Annotated in this window: 15 protein-coding genes; 7 read left to right on the top strand and 8 right to left on the bottom strand. The window is 48.2% G+C overall.

Annotation, left to right across the window (positions count from 1 at the left end):
* The first annotated feature begins 6 nt into the window (after positions 1 to 6).
* Positions 7 to 1,263 (top strand): nucleotidyltransferase, encoded by a 1,257-nt coding sequence (locus L1N85_RS00790; RefSeq protein ID WP_235233746.1) that lies wholly within the window; start codon positions 7 to 9, stop codon positions 1,261 to 1,263.
* Here the strand turns inward: L1N85_RS00790 and L1N85_RS00785 are convergent.
* Positions 1,241 to 2,296, bottom strand: coding sequence for a S16 family serine protease (locus tag L1N85_RS00785; protein WP_235233744.1), 1,056 nt, complete (start codon positions 2,294 to 2,296; stop codon positions 1,241 to 1,243). The two genes, L1N85_RS00790 and L1N85_RS00785, sit on opposite strands and share 23 nt — an antisense overlap.
* A 201-nt stretch (positions 2,297 to 2,497) precedes the next feature.
* Here L1N85_RS00785 and L1N85_RS00780 point away from each other — a divergent pair, with 201 nt between their 5' ends.
* Complete coding sequence (locus L1N85_RS00780; RefSeq protein ID WP_235233742.1) at positions 2,498 to 3,712, top strand: nucleoside recognition domain-containing protein; 1,215 nt, start codon at positions 2,498 to 2,500, stop codon at positions 3,710 to 3,712.
* Between the two features lie 37 nt (positions 3,713 to 3,749).
* Here the strand turns inward: L1N85_RS00780 and coaD are convergent, their stop codons facing one another.
* The 4 genes from coaD to L1N85_RS00755 all read right to left on the bottom strand — a co-directional run bounded on the left by coaD (position 3,750) and on the right by L1N85_RS00755 (position 7,495).
* Complete coding sequence (coaD, locus tag L1N85_RS00775; RefSeq protein WP_235233741.1) at positions 3,750 to 4,253, bottom strand: pantetheine-phosphate adenylyltransferase; 504 nt, start codon at positions 4,251 to 4,253, stop codon at positions 3,750 to 3,752.
* Positions 4,240 to 4,833, bottom strand: a complete 594-nt coding sequence (gene rsmD, locus L1N85_RS00770) for a 16S rRNA (guanine(966)-N(2))-methyltransferase RsmD (protein ID WP_235233736.1) — start codon at positions 4,831 to 4,833, stop codon at positions 4,240 to 4,242. Before rsmD ends, coaD begins: the two co-directional genes overlap by 14 nt.
* Positions 4,834 to 5,177: 344 nt before the next feature.
* Positions 5,178 to 6,428 carry a glycosyl hydrolase family 18 protein gene (locus L1N85_RS00765; protein WP_235233729.1) on the bottom strand — a complete coding sequence of 417 codons (1,251 nt, stop codon included), beginning with the start codon at positions 6,426 to 6,428 and terminating at the stop codon, positions 5,178 to 5,180.
* A 617-nt stretch (positions 6,429 to 7,045) separates the two neighbouring features.
* A complete protein-coding gene (locus L1N85_RS00755) occupies positions 7,046 to 7,495 on the bottom strand; it encodes a hypothetical protein (RefSeq protein WP_235233724.1) in 450 nt (149 codons plus the stop codon).
* A 333-nt stretch (positions 7,496 to 7,828) separates the two neighbouring features.
* Between L1N85_RS00755 and ku the strand changes: the two genes are divergently transcribed.
* Together ku and L1N85_RS00745 are read left to right on the top strand one after the other, a co-directional pair.
* Positions 7,829 to 8,668, top strand: a complete 840-nt coding sequence (ku, locus tag L1N85_RS00750; protein ID WP_235233723.1) for a non-homologous end joining protein Ku — start codon at positions 7,829 to 7,831, stop codon at positions 8,666 to 8,668.
* Positions 8,665 to 9,561, top strand: a complete 897-nt coding sequence (locus tag L1N85_RS00745; RefSeq protein WP_235233718.1) for an ATP-dependent DNA ligase — start codon at positions 8,665 to 8,667, stop codon at positions 9,559 to 9,561. The genes ku and L1N85_RS00745 overlap by 4 nt, the downstream gene beginning before the upstream one ends.
* Positions 9,562 to 9,941: 380 nt before the next feature.
* On the opposite strand, the gene L1N85_RS00740 is transcribed toward L1N85_RS00745, so the two are convergent.
* From L1N85_RS00740 to L1N85_RS00730, 3 genes are all read right to left on the bottom strand, one after another.
* On the bottom strand, positions 9,942 to 10,184 hold the full coding sequence (locus L1N85_RS00740; RefSeq protein WP_235233717.1) for a YolD-like family protein: 243 nt from the start codon (positions 10,182 to 10,184) through the stop codon (positions 9,942 to 9,944).
* 237 nt (positions 10,185 to 10,421) lie between these two features.
* Positions 10,422 to 11,171, bottom strand: coding sequence for an N-acetylmuramoyl-L-alanine amidase family protein (locus tag L1N85_RS00735; RefSeq protein ID WP_235233716.1), 750 nt, complete (start codon positions 11,169 to 11,171; stop codon positions 10,422 to 10,424).
* A 93-nt stretch (positions 11,172 to 11,264) separates the two neighbouring features.
* On the bottom strand, positions 11,265 to 12,152 hold the full coding sequence (locus L1N85_RS00730; RefSeq protein WP_235233714.1) for an AraC family transcriptional regulator: 888 nt from the start codon (positions 12,150 to 12,152) through the stop codon (positions 11,265 to 11,267).
* A gap of 145 nt (positions 12,153 to 12,297) precedes the next feature.
* Between L1N85_RS00730 and L1N85_RS00725 the strand changes: the two genes are divergently transcribed.
* The 3 genes from L1N85_RS00725 (at position 12,298) to L1N85_RS00715 (ending at position 17,845) form a co-directional block, all read left to right on the top strand.
* Positions 12,298 to 14,280, top strand: a complete 1,983-nt coding sequence (locus L1N85_RS00725; protein ID WP_235233712.1) for an alpha-amylase family protein — start codon at positions 12,298 to 12,300, stop codon at positions 14,278 to 14,280.
* 170 nt (positions 14,281 to 14,450) lie between these two features.
* Positions 14,451 to 16,262, top strand: coding sequence for a cache domain-containing sensor histidine kinase (locus tag L1N85_RS00720; protein WP_235233709.1), 1,812 nt, complete (start codon positions 14,451 to 14,453; stop codon positions 16,260 to 16,262).
* Positions 16,259 to 17,845, top strand: coding sequence for a response regulator (locus L1N85_RS00715; protein ID WP_235233702.1), 1,587 nt, complete (start codon positions 16,259 to 16,261; stop codon positions 17,843 to 17,845). The genes L1N85_RS00720 and L1N85_RS00715 overlap by 4 nt, the downstream gene beginning before the upstream one ends.
* Positions 17,846 to 17,950 lie beyond the last annotated feature (105 nt).

Raw genomic sequence — 17,950 nt, 5'->3', positions numbered from 1 at the left:
AGGCAAATGCGCACAGTCGGTCTTATCGTTGAATACAATCCGTTTCACAACGGTCATCTGTATCATTTGCAACAATCGGTCAAAATAACGGAGGCGGATGCCGTCGTAGCCGTTATGAGCGGTCATTTCCTGCAGCGGGGAGAGCCTGCCCTCCTCGACAAATGGTCTAGAACGAAAACGGCGTTAGAAGGAGGCTGCGATCTTGTCATTGAGCTCCCGGTGGCTTACGCAACTCAAGCCGCGGAATGGTTCGCATACGGTGCCGTAACCTTGTTAGAAGCAACCGGTATCGTGGACTCCTTCTGCTTCGGTACGGAAAGCGGCGACCTTGGTCCCCTTCTGCAAGCGGCCGAAGCGATCGCCCACGAGTCTTCCGCTTTTAAATCGCTGCTAAAGCAGCTGCTTCAAACGGGAATCAGCTATCCGAGCGCGTATAGCCAGGCTGTTTCTGCCTATTTATCAAACCAAGGAAATACCTCTGCCGCTAATTTTCCATTCTCCTTGCCCAATCATACGCTGGCTTTGCATTATTTGCTGGCGCTAAAACGAATGGACGGAGAAATGGAGCCCTTTACTATTGCTCGGGAAAAGGCTCAATATAATCAAACCACCGCATCCGATAGCCAAATAGCAAGCGCGACCGCTATCCGCAAGCTGCTGCTCGACCAGCGGTCGCTTGAAGGCGCCCGCTCCTTCGTGCCGGATTCCACCTTCCGTACGCTGCAAGAGCAATGGTCCGCCGGTCATTGCCCGATTAGCTGGGAGCAGTTCACGAACCCGCTGCTCCATGCCATCGTTACGCGATCGGCTACGGAGCTCGCATGCTTGCATGAGGTCACGGAGGGGCTGGAGCACCGCATTCGCCGCTCGCTGCCTAAGCTTGCCGCCAGACAATTCGACGATTTGCTGGCTTTGTTAAAGACGAAGCGTTACACCCGTACGAAGCTTCAACGAGCGCTTTTAGCCATTTTGCTAGGACATGCCAAGGCAGATTTCACAGCGGAGAAGCTCGCCTCCGGCATTGAGTATATAAGAATACTGGGCTTCAGCGAAAAAGGCAAGCAACTGCTGAGGCGCATGCGCCATTCAGCCAAGCTGCCGGTTCTGCTTAGCGCAGCCAGATCCCCCCGTCCTTACAGATATCTCGAGCTGGATGTACAAGCGAGCAGCGTATATATGCTAGGAATGCCCCGCGAAGCAGCTTTCCAATCCCTCTACCGTGATTATATAGACAAGCCGGTTACTTTGGAGACGCCGCGTTGAACGCTTCCACGTGATCCATGGCGTCTTGAAGCGTCGCAACGCTAACGACCTTCATTGAAGTGCCAAGCGACTTCGCCTTGGCTTGCGCTTCCTCAAAATTACGGGCGGGCGCCAGAAACAGCTGAGCGCCCTCCTCGCTTGCAATGACGATTTTCTGCTCGATTCCGCCTATCGCGCCAACCTTGCCATCTACCGTTATCGTTCCAGTAGCGGCAATACGATGTCCGCCTGTCAAATCGCCCGCGGTCAACAGGTCAAGCGCCTGCAGCGCAAAAACAAGGCCTGCTGAAGGGCCGCCTATATCTCCAGCTTCGATCGTAAGACGGTTGCGGCTGTCTGCCGGTTCCAAGCCGCGCAGCTCGGTCAATCCCGTAACGCCAAGCGCCTGCAGCATCTGTTCAGCCGACAGGGACGAATGGAAGGCGCCGGCAAAGAATGGAACGCTAACCATTTCACCTCTCCGTTCCACCTCAAAAGCCGACTCCTGCTTGGCATCCAGCCGCTTTAAAATATCGAACGCTTCCGGGATGCTGCCAAAACGTTCGCCGCCCTTTATGCCAATCAGCTTATCCCCCGCTTCGAAAGGCAAGACTGCATTCAGTCTCTGCGCTTGAATATCGGATACGATAATGGCTTGCGATTTGCTTTCATACGGTATTCCGATATAACGATAAGCCGCCTCGATCGCATTATTTTGCGAGCCTTGCATAATAACATTCAATCTCTCCGCATATTGCTGCCTGGTATAGCCTCTTAGCACATCCCGCTTCAGATGAACATCCTTTCTCGGGCTCCACATGGATGAAATGGTCTGCAAAAAATTAGGCTCCGTCAATTTAATCGCAGTGAGCAAAAATGCGCCTTCACCCGGGCTATCGCCCTTTTGGGCCGCAATCATCGGCTTTACGGGAACCGCAAGGCCCGGTTCGTAGATGACATAAGGCGTTGGAGCGTATAGCAGCACCCACATCGAAACAGCGGCAGATACGGCTATAAACACGATGCGGCGTAAATCGGATCGTTTCAATGGCATCCTATCACTCCCAACTGAATCCAAAAATAATCGGCGGCGTAAGGGCATAATTTAGCAGGCTTAATATGACTCGTTCCTAAATGGTCTATCGCCCGCTGCATATGCGTACTATTTAACGTATACGTTTGTCCACTTATTCATGTCAGGAGTGGTCGTTGAACCTTATTATAATCCCCGTACAGTACAAGGAGCTGAGTGGCATTGGCCAAAACGGTTACGTTAGCAATTTTGTCTATCCTTCTAGTCGTTGCGATCATCCTGCAGCCGGATGCCGCCTTTCAAGCTTCGCTGCAAGGGCTCACCGTATGGTGGAATATCGTATTCCCCGGCCTGCTGCCGTTTCTCGTCCTGTTTGAAATGATAACAGCCTTTGGGCTTGCCCATGCGATCGGAGCTATTCTCCAGCCATTAATGAAGCGGCTATTCAAGCTCCCCGGAGAGTCCGCTCTTGCGATCGTCCTAGGCTGGATGGGCGGATATCCGACAGGCGCAGAAGCAGTTGCTTCTCTTCGCAAACGGAATCTTGTCACAAAACAACAGGGCCAGCGTCTGCTAGCCCTTACTCACATGCCTAACCCTTTGTTTATGCTTGTCGTGATCGGTGCCGGTTTTCTTCACAAGCCCATTGCTGGAAGTATAATTGCGGCAGCCGTATGGCTGTCGGCGCTTTGGCTAATCCTTCTTACTACGTTATGGAGCCGCAATGAAACTGGACAATCTCCCGCAGCAGATAAACCGGGCGGCAGCTTGCTGGGCAGGGCAGCGGATGCGCTTCGCCTCGGCAGGGAGCAGGACGGCCGCAGCTTCGGCAAAGCGCTTGGCGATGCCGTCTCCGCCAGCTTTCAGAAGCTGATGATGATTGGAGGCTTCATGATTTTCGCCGCCGTGCTTGCGAAGCTGTCAGAGCCACTCTTTGATCCGCTGCTGAGGGATTTCGGGCTTGGCTTCATTACACAAGCGTTCTTCGAAAGCCACCTTGGCGCATATGCCGCCGCCATATGGGATGCGCCGGGAACCGGCACGCTTGTTAACGCCGCCGCCATTGCCGCCGTGCTTGCTTGGAGCGGGCTGAGCGGCATATTGCAAGCAGGCTATGCGATCTCAGGTACCGATCTCAAGCTGCTGCCGTTCGTTCTGCTCAGAACTGTTCACGCCGCTCATGCCGCCTTGTTCATGCTATTGTTGTGGAAGCCTGCCACATCGCTGCTTCGCATCGTGCTTGAGCCCGGGCCCGGGGCCATGCCTGCGACAGCTCCTGCCGATTCCTTTGTTCCGAATTCGGCCGTTGGCGTGAAGACGGCCGACTTGCCCTCGCTGTGGCCATATTCCATAACCGGCAGCTTGCTGATCGCCGTCATCGGGATTACGCTTGCCTTAATGCTGTTGCCCTATCGGCGGGCCGGTAAATCGCATTAAACGTCAAATTCCAACCTGCTATTTCCTTCACGCTAACTTACGTTCGCGATTTATATTTCTCTCTTAACCGCTGCTCCACGACAGGCGGCACGAGCTCATGCACCGCTCCATGAAACTGGGCGATTTCTTTGACAATACTGGAGCTCAAATAAGAATATTTTGGATTAGTCATCATAAACATCGTATCGATTTCATCGTCTAGCAAATGGTTGGTCGAAGCGAGCTGGAGCTCGTATTCAAAATCGGTAACGGAACGTATGCCTCTAATAATGACGTTCGCCTGTTTGGTTTTCATGAAACGAACAAGCAGATCCCGGAAGCTGTCGATCTCGACATTAGGAATGTCTCGCGTGACCTCGGCGAGCAGCATCTTGCGTTCTTCCACAGTGAACAGCGGATTTTTGCTCGTATTATTCAAAACGGCTACTATAAGCCGGTCAAATTGCTTGGCGGATCTGCGAATAATATCGAGGTGGCCATAAGTTACCGGATCAAAGGTGCCGGGATATACGGCTACCCGCTCTTGTTTAATCGTTGACATCGGCTTCACTCCCGTCGTGACTGTCACGGCTGTTGTATTTGTATATGGACACGGCAGTATCACCGTATTTGGCATGCTTGATTTGCTCAAAACATTCCAGCTGTTCCGGATATCGATGATCAGCATCATGCTCCACGACTACGATTGCCGCAGGCTCCAGCATTCCATTATCCGCCAATTGCGACATCAGCACATCCATCGTAATCATTTTGTATGGCGGATCAAGAAAAACAAGCCGGAACTTCTGTTCCCGCTTAGCTAACGCTTTCATTGCACGCTCTGCATCATTCCGATAAATTTCGGCAGCGCTGCCCATCTTTGCCGTTTCTACATTTTGACGAATGGTGTCGACGCTTATCTTCTCCCGATCAATAAAAACCGTTCGTTCTACGCCTCTGCTCCAAGCTTCGATGCCCAAGCCGCCCGTACCTGCGAACAGGTCCAGCGCCGTTCCTCCGTCGAAGTAAGGACCGATCATGCTAAATATGGCTTCCTTCACTTTATCCGTTGTCGGCCTAGTATTCATACCGGGCACAGCCTTCAGCGTACGGCCCTTGGCCTCGCCCGCAATGACTCTCACTGCAATTGCCCCCTTTTCTCTCGTTACCGACTATCGTACCATAGAATCCCATTGTTAATAAAGCGGAAGCGTGTCGAAAAACATGTCCTAGTAATCAATTCCGGTGGAGCAAAAATAAATGTTGTCCTAAAAATGTATATTTCCCCTCAAAGCGGACAAGATAAATTTATCGGCGTCGCAAGATGTCGTAGACAACCGCGGAGAAGACTTACGTTTCCCCATAAGCTCTTCGTCCGGTTTCTCCTCTCCCATGAAAGGGCGCCCCGTAAGGGGCGCCCGATTTTTTCAAATACATTTATTATTGATCTATGTTATATAACTCATACGGTTTTATAATCGCCTATTTACTTAAACACGCTCCAAATATCTGCCGACTCTTGTCCGATGGCCCATGCGGATATACCGGCGAGTGAATATTTCTTCACAAGGCTCCAACGCGCAGCCATCGATATCCGATCCTCCACCCACAAACGATGCCGACCGGCCGTATCGGTGAATTCAACGTAATTTTGTCGGGAGACCGAATCCCATTTCTTGGTTAGCCCACGCTCAGAAATCCAAACATCGGTGTCTTTCATAAATACGTCTTTAGACGTTGCCTTGCCGCCGCCGGCGGGAACCGTCCATTCCCTGGTATAAAACGGTACGCCAAGGATCACCTTATGAGCAGGCACATCCTTAAGCAATAAGCGCAATCCTTCTTCCACCCATGGCAAGGATGAGACAGAGCCGGCTTCGCCGCGCCCTTCATAATATTCGTCATAGCCCATCATGATTACATAGTCCGCAGCCTTGCCCAAACCGGCGCGGTCGTAGCTCCCGGACCAATTCGGGTCCGGATTTTCCCGCGTCACATCGACGGAAACGAGCTTGTTGCCAGCGGATAAGGATTTTTTTAAATCGCGAATAAAGATGACGAACTCCTCACGATTTTCCAGCTTCATGTTCTCGAAATCAACATTAATCCCATCAATCCCGTTCGCAAGCACCGAATCCTTTACTTTGCTGATTACCTCCTGACGATTGGCGGGAGAAGACAGAACACGATCCGTGAGTTCCATATCGAACCCATTGCCGAGCATCGCCCAAACCTTCTTCCCTTTTGAGTGCGCCCAATCAACATAACGTTTGTCAGGTGAAGTTGATACAAGCCCATCCTGACTCAATCTATACCAACGAGGCATTACGACATCGAGAGCCGCTATATCGCTGACCTCAATAAATTTGTCCGTACCTCCAAGGTAGTTCCAACCGGACACATAACGATTAGCCTTGCGAACGGACACATACGACTTGCGAATCCAACCTTTTTTTCCTCCAAGCAGCTGCACTTGGTAATGGTATTTAGCCACTGAAATGACCGGATATTCAACCCCGCGTTTTAAAGTAGCCACTTTCGCGGAACCGGAAAGTGCTTTTACATGCACCGGAGCGGATAAATGCGTTACTTTCGCCACGGTTACGTAATCAGCGGTTTGCAAAGGCTTCCCGTTTAACATGTTGGAACCTAAAGCATCTGCCGTTCCCGCAGCCGCTTGCCACGTAAAAACAACAAACATCAAAACGACAATCATTCGCCGAAAAGCTATATTCAAGTGATAACTTCCTCCCGTAATTTCATAGATTACGAGAGTAAATTTTATAGCGAAACGATCCGCTATGATAGTGAATTTCAATGGGAAAGCTGCCATTCATTTCTAGCAAAATGTATGTCTAATTTAATTGGTTGCAAGGATGCCGCATTGCCGATAGGAAATAGATGGCGGCTAAGTCGATGATTATTCCTCTCAATGATCTTGAAATTGGGCAAATGTCTCTCCGTAACAAACACCCAATCATAAACCCAAAATCATACATAATCTACAGTGTACTCAAGATGTGAAGGAGGTGCATTTAACAATGTCCTGTAACGTAGGTGGCGCTTTCACGAATACAGGTTCCATTCTGGTCCTATTCATTTTGTTGGTAATTATCGTTTGTAGTTGCGGTTTCTTTGGTGGCTATGGCTATTAATCGTACCCCTGCGACGTAACCTCCGTACGTCAACTCCTAAAATAGAATGAATGAGATGGCCCATTATATGGGCTTTCTTTTTTGTCGAGATACTTAATATTCCAATCTTAATTCATCAAAAAGTAAACAATTGGTCCTATCATGTCGTGTTCCCGAAACTTACCGATTCAAATCATAGCAAAAAGGCAACCAGTTTACTTTACATAACGGTTGCCCTTTTAATCAGTATTTTTTTAATCATTAATCCCACACCAATCCCCACGAACATTCCTAGAAGGCCTAACCATACGGCACCTAATAGGTCACGTGAGAATATCACGCCAATCGTTCCGAAATACGCCCCAAACGCGACAGGAACAACAGCATACGGCGAAGGAGTGCCCCTGCTTTCTTTATAAGCATCCCAGATAGAGAACATATAAATACAGGGGTAAAACATTAACCATTGATAATCCGTTTGGGCTATTGCTTTCGTAATATCACCGTGAAAACTGGAGATTATCACTTCATTCAAATTGGATTGAACATTGATTATAAATTCCAAGCCAATCAATAATAGCCCTTTTAAAAACTTGCCGTTTAATATTTGCCCAAATCCTGGTAAAGCTATACTCCATAGTAGAGCCTCGGTACGGTCACATTTCCCCATTCCCTTCCCAACTTTTCCCTAATATTTTATTAAACGTTGCTAATGCTTTTTTGGACATCATCTAAATTCCCAATAAATTCCATAATCCAATAGTTACCAATTTACATTTTTATTTTTCCTCCCTATCCGAAAAATATTCACATGGAAGTTACAGTTACGATTAGTAATTAAATCAGTTTGTGGATATACTACATTACAATAAAATTGATTACTCGTGGAGGAATTAACGGTTTGACTTGGTTGTTCATTGGCGGAACAACCGCCAATGTCAGATGACAGGAAAGCGCTGGCTAAACAGCGATAATTAATCGAAAAAGATAAGGCGGGAAATTTATGCATACAGTATGGAAAGGCGCGATCAGTTTCGGCCTTGTTCATGTTCCGGTGAAAATGTTTACGGCTACAGAAGATAAGGACATCCATTTCCGCAGCCTGCATAAGGAATGCGGAATGCCGATCTCTTATGCAAAAACATGCCGTCATTGCGATAAGGAAATCGGGCCTGATGAAATCGTAAAGGGCTTTGAATATGAGAAAGATAAGTACGTCATCGTCAAAGAAGAAGAGCTTGAGAAAATAAAGCCGGAATCCGCTAAAACGATTCAAATTCTCGACTTTGTAGACCTTTCGGAAATCGACCCCCTCTACTTTCAAAAGGCATATTACCTCTCGCCTGATATGGCTGGCGCAGGTGCTTATAGTCTCTTGCTCGAGGCAATCAAGCAAACCGGAAAAATAGGTATCGCCAAAATCTCAATCCGGAGCAAAAGCAGCTTAGCCGCCATACGTGTCGTCGATAATTGCTTATGTTTGGAGACGATGCACTTTCCGGACGAGATCCGTTCGATATCCCAGATCCCTAATCTGCCCGAGCAAACAGCCGTTAATGAAAAGGAACTGTCGATGGCCAAAACGCTTGTCGAGCAGTTGAGCGAAAAATTTCAGACTGAGAAATATACGGACGACTACCGTTTAGCATTGCTTGAAATGATTGAACAGAAGATTGCTGGCGAGAGTGTAGATATTGTATCAACGCCTGCTGAAGGCAGGTCGAATGTTATCGATCTTATGGCTGCTCTACAGGCAAGCCTGGAAGCAATCAAAACACCGCCTGCCGCTGCAAAGAGGAAACGGAAAAGCACATCCAAAAATACAAAGGATAACGTTTCATGAGCATGTCGCTGCCCTCTGTTCCGATGGCTCCTGTCACCTCGCCGGATATACCTGTCGGTACAGAATGGGGATACCAGATAAAATGGGACGGCGTCCGCACCTTAGTCCGGTTGGATGGCAACGGCGGCGTAGAGATTTTTTCGAAACGGATGGAACCTCGGAACGATACTTTTCCTGAGATCGTAGAATTATTGAAGCCGTTAAAGATCGGCGCATGTGTGCTTGACGGCGAGATTGCTTATTTTGATGGAACTAGACCAAAATTCCTGCGGGACCGATTAGGGGTAAGGAAAAGATCGAATGATGATTCCCTCATCTTCGTCATGTTCGATTTGCTGTATGACGACGGTAGAGACATTCGTCCGCTCCCTTTCATTGATCGGTTCGAGCGGCTTGCAGCTAAGCTTCCTAATAAAGAGCCGCGGTTATTTGTGACTGACCTTTTTTACGATGGTCACGCTCTCTGGGAATGGCTTAATGAACGCGAATGGGAAGGAATGATCTCGAAACGGCTGGACAGCCCTTACATCGAAGGAAAAAAACATAAAGATTGGTTCAAAAAGAGGAAAGAAATACGGATCGTTGCAGACGTTGTAGGGATAAAACGTAAAGAGGGCCGGGTCTCCAGCCTTGTATTGCGTTACAAGGACCGTTATATCGGACATGTGTCGGGACTGGACAACGCCTCTAAGAAGATGCTGCAGCAATTTATGCAAGACTATCCCGGGGAATGCCCCTTCCCCTCAATCTCATCCAGTATGCAGAAATCCGATATCGTCTGGCTTGGGGTACATTTCCCGTGTAGCGTATCAGCACTTGAATTCACGGAATCAGGGCTTCTGCGTCAACCCAAATTAATCGGATTTGGAGGAGTTTATGAACCGATGGGCTAATGACAGTGATGATATATCTCCGTTACAAACACCCAATCACAAAACAGCAGCCATGCATAACCTACAGAGTACTCACAACATGAGGAGGTGCATTGAATCATGTCCGGATACGTAGGTGGTGCTTTCACAAACACTGGTTCCATTCTGGTCCTTTTCATTTTATTGGTAATTATCGCTTGTAGCTGCATGGGCGGCTTCGTCTATTAAGAACCACTAGAAATTATGCTCCATGTAAACCATGAAAGACTATCCATTAAAAATTCCAACGCGAAAGGCCCATTCTATGGGTTTTTTGCGTTATAAAGCGGCGCGCCCTTCATCAAAGGGCACGCCGCTTTCGCACTACTCGTTTAAGAATATGAAAACAAATGATATCGCAATCAATACGCGCTTTCTACTTTCATAATGTCTAAGAAAGGAATTTTAACGGTCTCCCCTTGATAAGCCACATGAACCGTTTTCGTACGTGAATCCATATGTACAATCTTCCCCTGTGGTTGAACGTCCCAATTCCATACCGTAAATAATAATTCCGATTCTTCCTGCTGCGCTTCTACTAACCGCTCGCCGAGCTCCTCTAATTGATATTCATCCCTCGTCGGCCGTTTTGGACCCTTTGCCAATTGACTCTCCTCCAAACTCTTCTTTTATTTCTTCATTGCTTCTACACACTGAGTACCTATCATTATATACCCATTCCGGATGCATGCCAAAAGACATTATCATAGCGCAAGCGTAAACGGCTGATGCCGTCCTTTGGCGGCAAAAGCTCGTTTCGCGGTGAAATATAAGAAAGTATAAGTTTCAAACTTACACTTTCTTATATTTAAAAAAAGCCCACCTCCGTGAGCTCCTTGTTATTACTCCGTAGCCTGACCGCTCGCTATGCGCAGCTCGTTCGCCAATCGGTTGAATTCTTCCCGCGCTTCTTGGTTAGTCGTTGCAAAGTAGGCTGCGCTTAAAAACAGTATGATCTTGTTTGCATCCTCTGCTGTCATACTGCCGCTCGCCTCCACCTCTTCGTCCTCTTCTTCTCTCTCGATAAACGGCATGCCGAAATATTCGCAAATGCCGCGAGCCAGCTCGTACGCGCACTCGGCTCTGTAGGAGCCGGATAGAAGCAGCCTTGCATCATCCAAGTTCGTCATAAATGCGCACTCCACCAACACGGCAGGCATGAAGGTGTCCCGCAATACAGCCAAATTACTTCTCGTCTTTACTCCCCGATTGGGTAACGCCGTGCCGCCAATCAAATAGCGGTGTATGATATCCGCAGCTTTCTTGCCTTCGGAGCTGCCCGTATAATGATACGTCTCAATTCCTCGCACGCTGTTCCAGGTCGTTCCGAATGCGTTAGCATGAATGCTGATATAAAAATCGGCGTTCGCGTTATTTGCAATGCGCGTGCGCGTATTAATCGGCGTATCCGCATCGGTCGGGGCAACGAGCAATGTCTGAAACCCGCTGCGCCTCAAATGCTCATCGAGCAAAGCGGCTACCGCCCGGTTAAATTCATTTTCTCTCATGACCGTTCCGTCCGGCAGCACAGGCGTGCGTTTGCCGGCAGTCGCCATCCCATGGCCGTCGCAGATCGCAATTAGAAAAGCCATCTCCATCACTCCTTCCCTCTATTTAATTTATTGACTAGCACTCCCTTCGGTGTGCCCGTTTTCAGCATTTGCCCGAAGCGGACGCCGCAGCCTTCAGCGGCTTCCATGAAAATTAAATGACCCCAAGCTCCCGCCGCGGTTTCTCAGCCTGTACGTTGAAGGCGGCACGCCGATCACGTCCGCGAATTGTTTGGAGAAATAATGGATCGAATCATACCCCAACTGCTCCGCAATCGAAGTAACGGACTGATTACTCTCCAGCAGAAGCACGGAAGCCTTCGTCATCTTCTGCTTAAGCTGGTACGCTTTTGGCGTCATCCCGGTAACGCTTCTGAACAGCTTATAGAAATGCGTCTTTTCCAGCCCGTACCGCCTGCACCAATCGGCGTAATGGAACTGCCGTTCCGGACTGCGGTCGATCTCTTCGAGCACATGCATAATCCGGTAGTCGCGCGGCTGCCTTTCGCGAACGATATTATAGAAACGCATCAACCACCCCGCCATCAAATTAGCGCTCATTTCTTCGCTGTAAAACCCGGCCGAGCCATGTAAGCCGCATATTTGAATAAACAAATCGACGGCGTCCGGATAAGGGGTAATCATCGCATGGGTCGGCAACTCATCCAGCTCCGGGCAAATCTCTTGCAGCGTGAGCAGACGAGGGTCGGCTGAATCGGTTTGGAAGGAAAATGTCGAGGAACCGCTGCCCGGAATCTCCCATAAGTCGGAGTAAATATTGAACGCCTCCAGCTGCAAACCGGGATTATGATGAAACGAATGTGCTTGTCCAGGACGGATGAACAGAAGCGAGCCCTTCCCTACCTCATATTTCTTCCCCTCTACAAACATAATCCCCTTCCCTTGAACGAACAGATGGAACGCAAAGGCGTGACCTACCCGCGTTTCTTCGTGAATGCTTCCAGTATAAGAATAAGTGTGGGCGGATCGCAAATAAACGGTCATTTCGGTAAGCCTCTTCATAGGCTCGCCCTCCTTTCAATCGTTAAATTAGCGGAATTTTATATAAATGAAGGAATCTTTTTTAAATACACGCTTTCTCTTATCATCTTACAATAGACCTATATTACTAGGGAATACATTATTTATTTATAAAGGAGCGTATACCATGCGATTCAGACAAGTACATCTCGACTTCCATACCACTGAAAAAATTACAAACATTGCAAAGCGCTTTTCAAAAGAGCAATTTCAAGAAATGCTGCGTCTCGGGCACGTTGATTCGATTACTGTATTCGCCAAATGCCATCATGGATGGGCTTACTTTCCTTCCGGAACAAACGAAATCCACCCTCATCTCGAATTTGATCTGCTTCAGCGGCAAATTGAAGCTGCTCACGAGATTGGCGTTAAGACTCCCGTTTACTTATCCGTCGGACTTGACGAGAGAATGGCCCTCCTTCATCCGGAATGGCTGATGCGCAATGAGAAGGATGAAACCAATTGGGTAAACGGATTTATGACCCCGGGCTTCCATCAGTTTTGCTTAAATTCGCCTTACCTCGATATGATGATTACGCAAATCGAAGAGGTTGTGCAAAAATATGATGCAGATGGTATCTTCCTGGACATTGTCGGCGTACGTCAATGCTATTGCCACACATGTATCGCGCAGTTGCATCGTGAAGGCAAGGATCCTCGCGTGAAAACGAACATTATCGAGCTTGGCGAGCGCATCTACAGGAACTACACGCGCAGAGTCGAAGAAGCGATCCACGCGATCAAACCCGATATGCCGATCTTCCATAATGCGGGACACATCAGTCAAGGCAGACGTGATCTTGCAGCAATGAATACGCATCTTGAGCTCGAATCACTGCCTACCGGCGGCTGGGGCTATGACCACTTCCCTTTGTCAGCGCGTTATGCGCAACAGCTCGGAATGGATTTTCTCGGTATGACAGGCAAGTTCCACACGTTCTGGGGCGAATTCGGCGGTTACAAGCATCCGAACGCGCTTCGATATGAAACAGCGCTCAGCCTTGCGAACGGCGCCCGTTGTTCGATTGGCGATCAGCTGCATCCGGAAGGATTAATGGATCCGGCCACTTACCGTTTAATTGGCGCAGCCTACTCGGAGGTCGAACGTAAAGAAAAATGGTGTGTCAACGTAACCCATGCAGCAGATATCGGACTGCTGACGGTTGAAGCTTCGGGCGCGAATCAAGAGAATGACGCGATGTTTACAGGTAAATCCGATGCAGGCGCCGTGCGCATGCTGCTGGAAGGCCATTTCTTATTCGATGTCATTGACCTCGAATCGGATTTCAACCGGTATAAAGTAATCATTCTCCCGGATTACGTCGTTATTAATGAATCATTGCAAGCAAAGCTCGCTTCCTTCCTGGAAGGCGGCGGCAAACTTCTGGCAACCGGCAATTCAGGACTTAACCCCGGGCAAACTCATTTCGTGATCGATCTGGGTGTGCGGGATGCCGGAAGCAATCCCTATCAGCCTGATTATTTCAGGCCTTTATTCCCGCTCGAGCCGCTGGGAGAAGCGTCTTACATTTTCTATGCGAATGGCCGCCGTGTTGAACTGGATGGCGGAACGGAGCTCGGCAAGCGCGAGGATCCTTATTTTAACCGTGATGTTTATAACTTCTGCTCCCACCAGCATACCCCCAGCAGCCTAAACGACGGCGGTCCCGGAATGGTAGAGAGCGCGAACGGCATTTACGTAGCATGGAACGTATTCGAGGATTATGCCGTCAAAGGTACGCTGGCGTTAAAGGAAACGATTGTTTACGCTTTGAACCTGCTGCTGCCAGACAAAACGCTTCAAACCAACTTGCCTGCTCAGGGCATCGTCACACTGCAGAAGCAATCCTCCGAGAGCCGCTACGTTAACCATTTGCTTTATGCAAGTCCGGTTAAACGCGGGGACGGTGTAGAAATCATTGAAGATATCATTCCTTTATCAGGCATTCACGTAACGGTTCGATTGCCCGGCAAAGAGATTACCGGCGTATACACTGCCCCGGATTTGAACAAAGTAACATTTACTGTAGATGGAGATGACCTTCACTATCAAATTGATCAGATAAAATGCCATCAAATGGTAGTAATAGAATATAATAATATTAATTAGTACTTGTCAAGATTCATTTAAACTATTTATTGCGAATAGATAGACAATTTGCACTATCCCTTTTACTATAATAATAAATGAACGAATAATGACCGCTCTTCCAAGGTGCAGAGCGGTCGTCTTTTTATTGCCCGGACGGCAGCCACAAACTGATGCGGAGGTGCTCTCACATGCTGCTGCAACTATCCAAACGATTTAATCGCTGGGCATATTCCCAATCCATTCACACGCGTATCATCCTATTTTTCACAGTCGCCCTCTCGCTGCTCATAACGGCACTCGCCGTATCCAATTATCAAATATCATCCGTCATCCTTATCAAAAATGCCATTAACAGCACATCGCAAAATTTAGTGCTAGTCTCTGAAAAACTTGATCTCATCTTCGACAACGCCGAAAATTACGCAAAAATATCGATTCAAAACCGGATCATTCAGGAGACCCTTATCTCCGCGGAGAGTCCTCCGGCAAACACGGATACTTCCTTCTCTTACTATCAACGTTATATTACTGTACAAAACGCGCTAAGCAGCATCGCCGACGGCAAATCCTTTGTCGATGCCATCATCATGTACGATAATGATCATCAAATATACGACTCCGGCGGATTGCAATCGATTCAGGATGTCAGCATGGCGTTTTTCGATCGGTTCAAAGGTTCTGCATTTGGACTTGCATGGGAAGAAACAAAGCCGAGCAATTATTGGAAGGACTCGAAACAGAATAGCGTCGTTTCGTTGTTTCAACGGTTTAATTCGCAGGAGACCGCCGCATCGCTCGGCATTTTGCAATTGTCGATTAAGGAGCGTTATATTAGCGATCAATATGCGAATATTCAGCTTGGTCACAGCGGCGAGATTTACATCATTAACGATGACGGACAAATCGTATCCGGCAAGCACCAAGATCAGCTTTACAGCTCTATAAGCAATATGCCGTTCTATCCCGCGGTTCTGCAGCAGCAGGGCGGCAATAAATATTTGATCGACGGAACCGATTATCTAGTCATATCACGTAAATACGAGCGGCTGAACTGGACAATCGTAGGTGTCGTCCCCATAAGCGAAATTACAGAGGACAACCAATTGCTGACCGGCCGGCTGTTCACGCTAGGCATCGTCTTTATCGGGCTTGCCGTAATTCTAACGCTGCTCATTACAAAATCAATTACGAGGCCTCTCCACCAAATTAAAGAAACAGTCAAGCGGGTTAAGCAAGGCGAGCTCGATGTTTCTCTGGATATTGAATCTCGTGACGAGATCGGCGAATTAGCTGTGGAGTTCAACCGAATGGTAAGCCGCACGAAAGCTCTAATGCAAAGTAATCTGGAGGAAGAAAAGAAACGGAAGGAATACGAGCTTGCTGCCATCCAGGCGCAAATCAATCCCCATTTCCTGTACAACACGCTGGAAAGCATTTGCGGGCTTGCGGAGCTTAAGCGCAACGGTGACATCATCATGCTCGTCAATCAGCTCGCTCGTTTCTACCGCGGTATTCTCAGCAAAGGAAACGCCATTATTTCTGTGGGCGATGAAATGATGATTACGCAGCATTATTTGGACATATTGAAGGTTCGATATGGAGACAAGCTCAATTACGCGATAAACGTCGATCCTTCCATTCTTTCACTAGTTACAGTGAAGCTGTTGCTGCAGCCTCTAGTGGAAAATTCGGTCTATCACGGATTAAAGCACAAGCGCGGCAAAGGCCTTATCGAAATAAACGGATACGTGCAAGCGAATCGCCTTTATCTTGAGTTGAAAGATAACGGAGTCGGTATGGACCCTGAATTAGCACGCCGTCTCATCCGTGGGAGCGACAGCGGTCATAAAGCGGAGAGCTTTGGAGTAAAAAGCACGAATGATCGGATTAAGCTATATTTTGGTCCGGAGTATGGCCTGCAAATCGACAGCGTGCAGGGCGAAGGTACGACCATTACAGCCATTCTGCCGACACTGCATGAAGGGAGTGAACAGCAATGATTAACGTCATGATTGTCGACGATGAATATTTGGTACGTGAACGATTAAAGCTCGGTCTGGATTGGCAGTCGCTGGGATGTGAAATAGCTGCAGAAGCAGATAACGGCGAGGATGCTATGCTTCTTCTTACAGAAGCGCATATCCAACTGGCCATTGTAGACATCAACATGCCGATTATGGATGGGCTGGCGTTTGCAAGAGAAGCCCGTATAACGCATCCCGCTGTAAAAATTATTATTTTGACGGGTTACGGCACGTTCGAGTATGCAAAGTCCGCTTTGAAGGCTGGTACTAGTGATTACTTACTCAAGCCTGTTGATACGATAGAGCTTATCAGCGCCGTCAGTGAGCTTGTTGTGGGCATTCATAAGGAAACAGCAGAACAACATTCCGCCTCGACGATACAGCTTCAGCTGCAGGAAAGCCACTCCGTCTTGCGGAATACGTTTATGCGTAAGCTGGTGACCGAATCGGCCCCCCTCCCTAATCCGGAGCAGCTGTCGCTTTATTGTCCGGAGCTCACCGGGACCAGCTTCGTATCCATAATAATGACCATCGACCGGGCAAGCACGACTGCGCAGCCGGATTATTCTAACCTCTTCGCGGTCTTAAGCGAATGCTTCGCGACCGTTCCCGGTGCGGAAGCATTTATCGACAACGATCAATTCATAGTAGCAGCAAACACCGGCGCTATTTATACCAGTACCCGCATGGACAAGCTGCTGCAAACATGCCGCATTGCGATGAACCGGATTCGAAATACGACGCCATTCACCATAACCACGGGGGTCGGTGCCGTGAAGGAAGGGATTGCCGAACTCCCGGTCAGCTTCCGAGAAGCGTCCATTGCCAGTGCGAATAAAACGCTGCTCGGCAGCGACCGTATCATTCACTTTAACCAGCTCTCTAGTTCGGGTACGGGCTCAGCTCTGTTTGCTGTGCGCGAAGACATGCTCATTCAGCTTCGTCTAGGCAGCCTGCTCGGTACATTAGAGTCGATTCACTCCTTATTCGAGCAAATGAAGGATAATCCAACCACACTCGATCAATTATATTTGCTGCTGAGCGAACTCGTTGCTGCATTAAGATTATACGCTTCTGAGTACCGGATAACCGCCATTACTGAAATTAACGAAGTATTCGCTCCTGACTCATTAGTAAGAAAGCTTGAATCTCTGAACGCAATTGAAGCGTGGGTTTGCGATAATTATAAGGAAATACTCAGCGCAAGCGGTGCTCCGAAACGATCAACGCCGGCCTTACTTGTGGAAAAAGCGAAGCAATTTATCGACGTAAGCTATGCCGATTCCACTCTTGACTTAAACGGCATCGCTGCCAGCATCCATGTCAATCCCAGCTATTTGAGCCGCATTTTCACGAAAGAGACAGGCTATTCTGTCGTCACTTATTTAACGAAATGCAGGATGGTGAAAGCGAAAGAACTGCTGGACAACGGCTATCAGAACCTATCACAAGTTTCGGAGCAAATAGGTTTTGCCGATCCCCACTACTTCAGCAAATGTTTCAAAAAACATTACGGGCTTCCCCCGTCCCATTTTATAGTGAAAGCGTTTTTATCGTAAAAATATGACCGGTCCGGTAAAGAAATTCCATTCAATCGCCCCATCCCGCTCTATATAATGACGATATCGGGACATAAGCTGCCGATAATATATCACATAATGGGA

The organism is Paenibacillus alkaliterrae (assembly GCF_021532375.1).
GTDB lineage: Bacteria > Bacillota > Bacilli > Paenibacillales > Paenibacillaceae > Pristimantibacillus > Pristimantibacillus alkaliterrae.
This window is presented reverse-complemented; position numbering and strand designations above follow the sequence as displayed.

Bases quoted from the DNA above. Each gene is read 5' to 3' on its own strand.
- L1N85_RS00790 (WP_235233746.1), top strand. From the start codon at position 7: ATGCGCACAGTCGGTCTTATCGTTGAATACAATCCGTTTCACAACGGT.
- L1N85_RS00785 (WP_235233744.1), bottom strand. From the start codon at position 2,296: ATGCCATTGAAACGATCCGATTTACGCCGCATCGTGTTTATAGCCGTA.
- coaD (WP_235233741.1), bottom strand. From the start codon at position 4,253: ATGTCAACGATTAAACAAGAGCGGGTAGCCGTATATCCCGGCACCTTT.
- L1N85_RS00755 (WP_235233724.1), bottom strand. From the start codon at position 7,495: ATGGGGAAATGTGACCGTACCGAGGCTCTACTATGGAGTATAGCTTTA.
- ku (WP_235233723.1), top strand. From the start codon at position 7,829: ATGCATACAGTATGGAAAGGCGCGATCAGTTTCGGCCTTGTTCATGTT.
- L1N85_RS00745 (WP_235233718.1), top strand. From the start codon at position 8,665: ATGAGCATGTCGCTGCCCTCTGTTCCGATGGCTCCTGTCACCTCGCCG.
- L1N85_RS00735 (WP_235233716.1), bottom strand. From the start codon at position 11,171: ATGGCTTTTCTAATTGCGATCTGCGACGGCCATGGGATGGCGACTGCC.
- L1N85_RS00730 (WP_235233714.1), bottom strand. From the start codon at position 12,152: ATGAAGAGGCTTACCGAAATGACCGTTTATTTGCGATCCGCCCACACT.
- L1N85_RS00725 (WP_235233712.1), top strand. From the start codon at position 12,298: ATGCGATTCAGACAAGTACATCTCGACTTCCATACCACTGAAAAAATT.
- L1N85_RS00720 (WP_235233709.1), top strand. From the start codon at position 14,451: ATGCTGCTGCAACTATCCAAACGATTTAATCGCTGGGCATATTCCCAA.
- L1N85_RS00715 (WP_235233702.1), top strand. From the start codon at position 16,259: ATGATTAACGTCATGATTGTCGACGATGAATATTTGGTACGTGAACGA.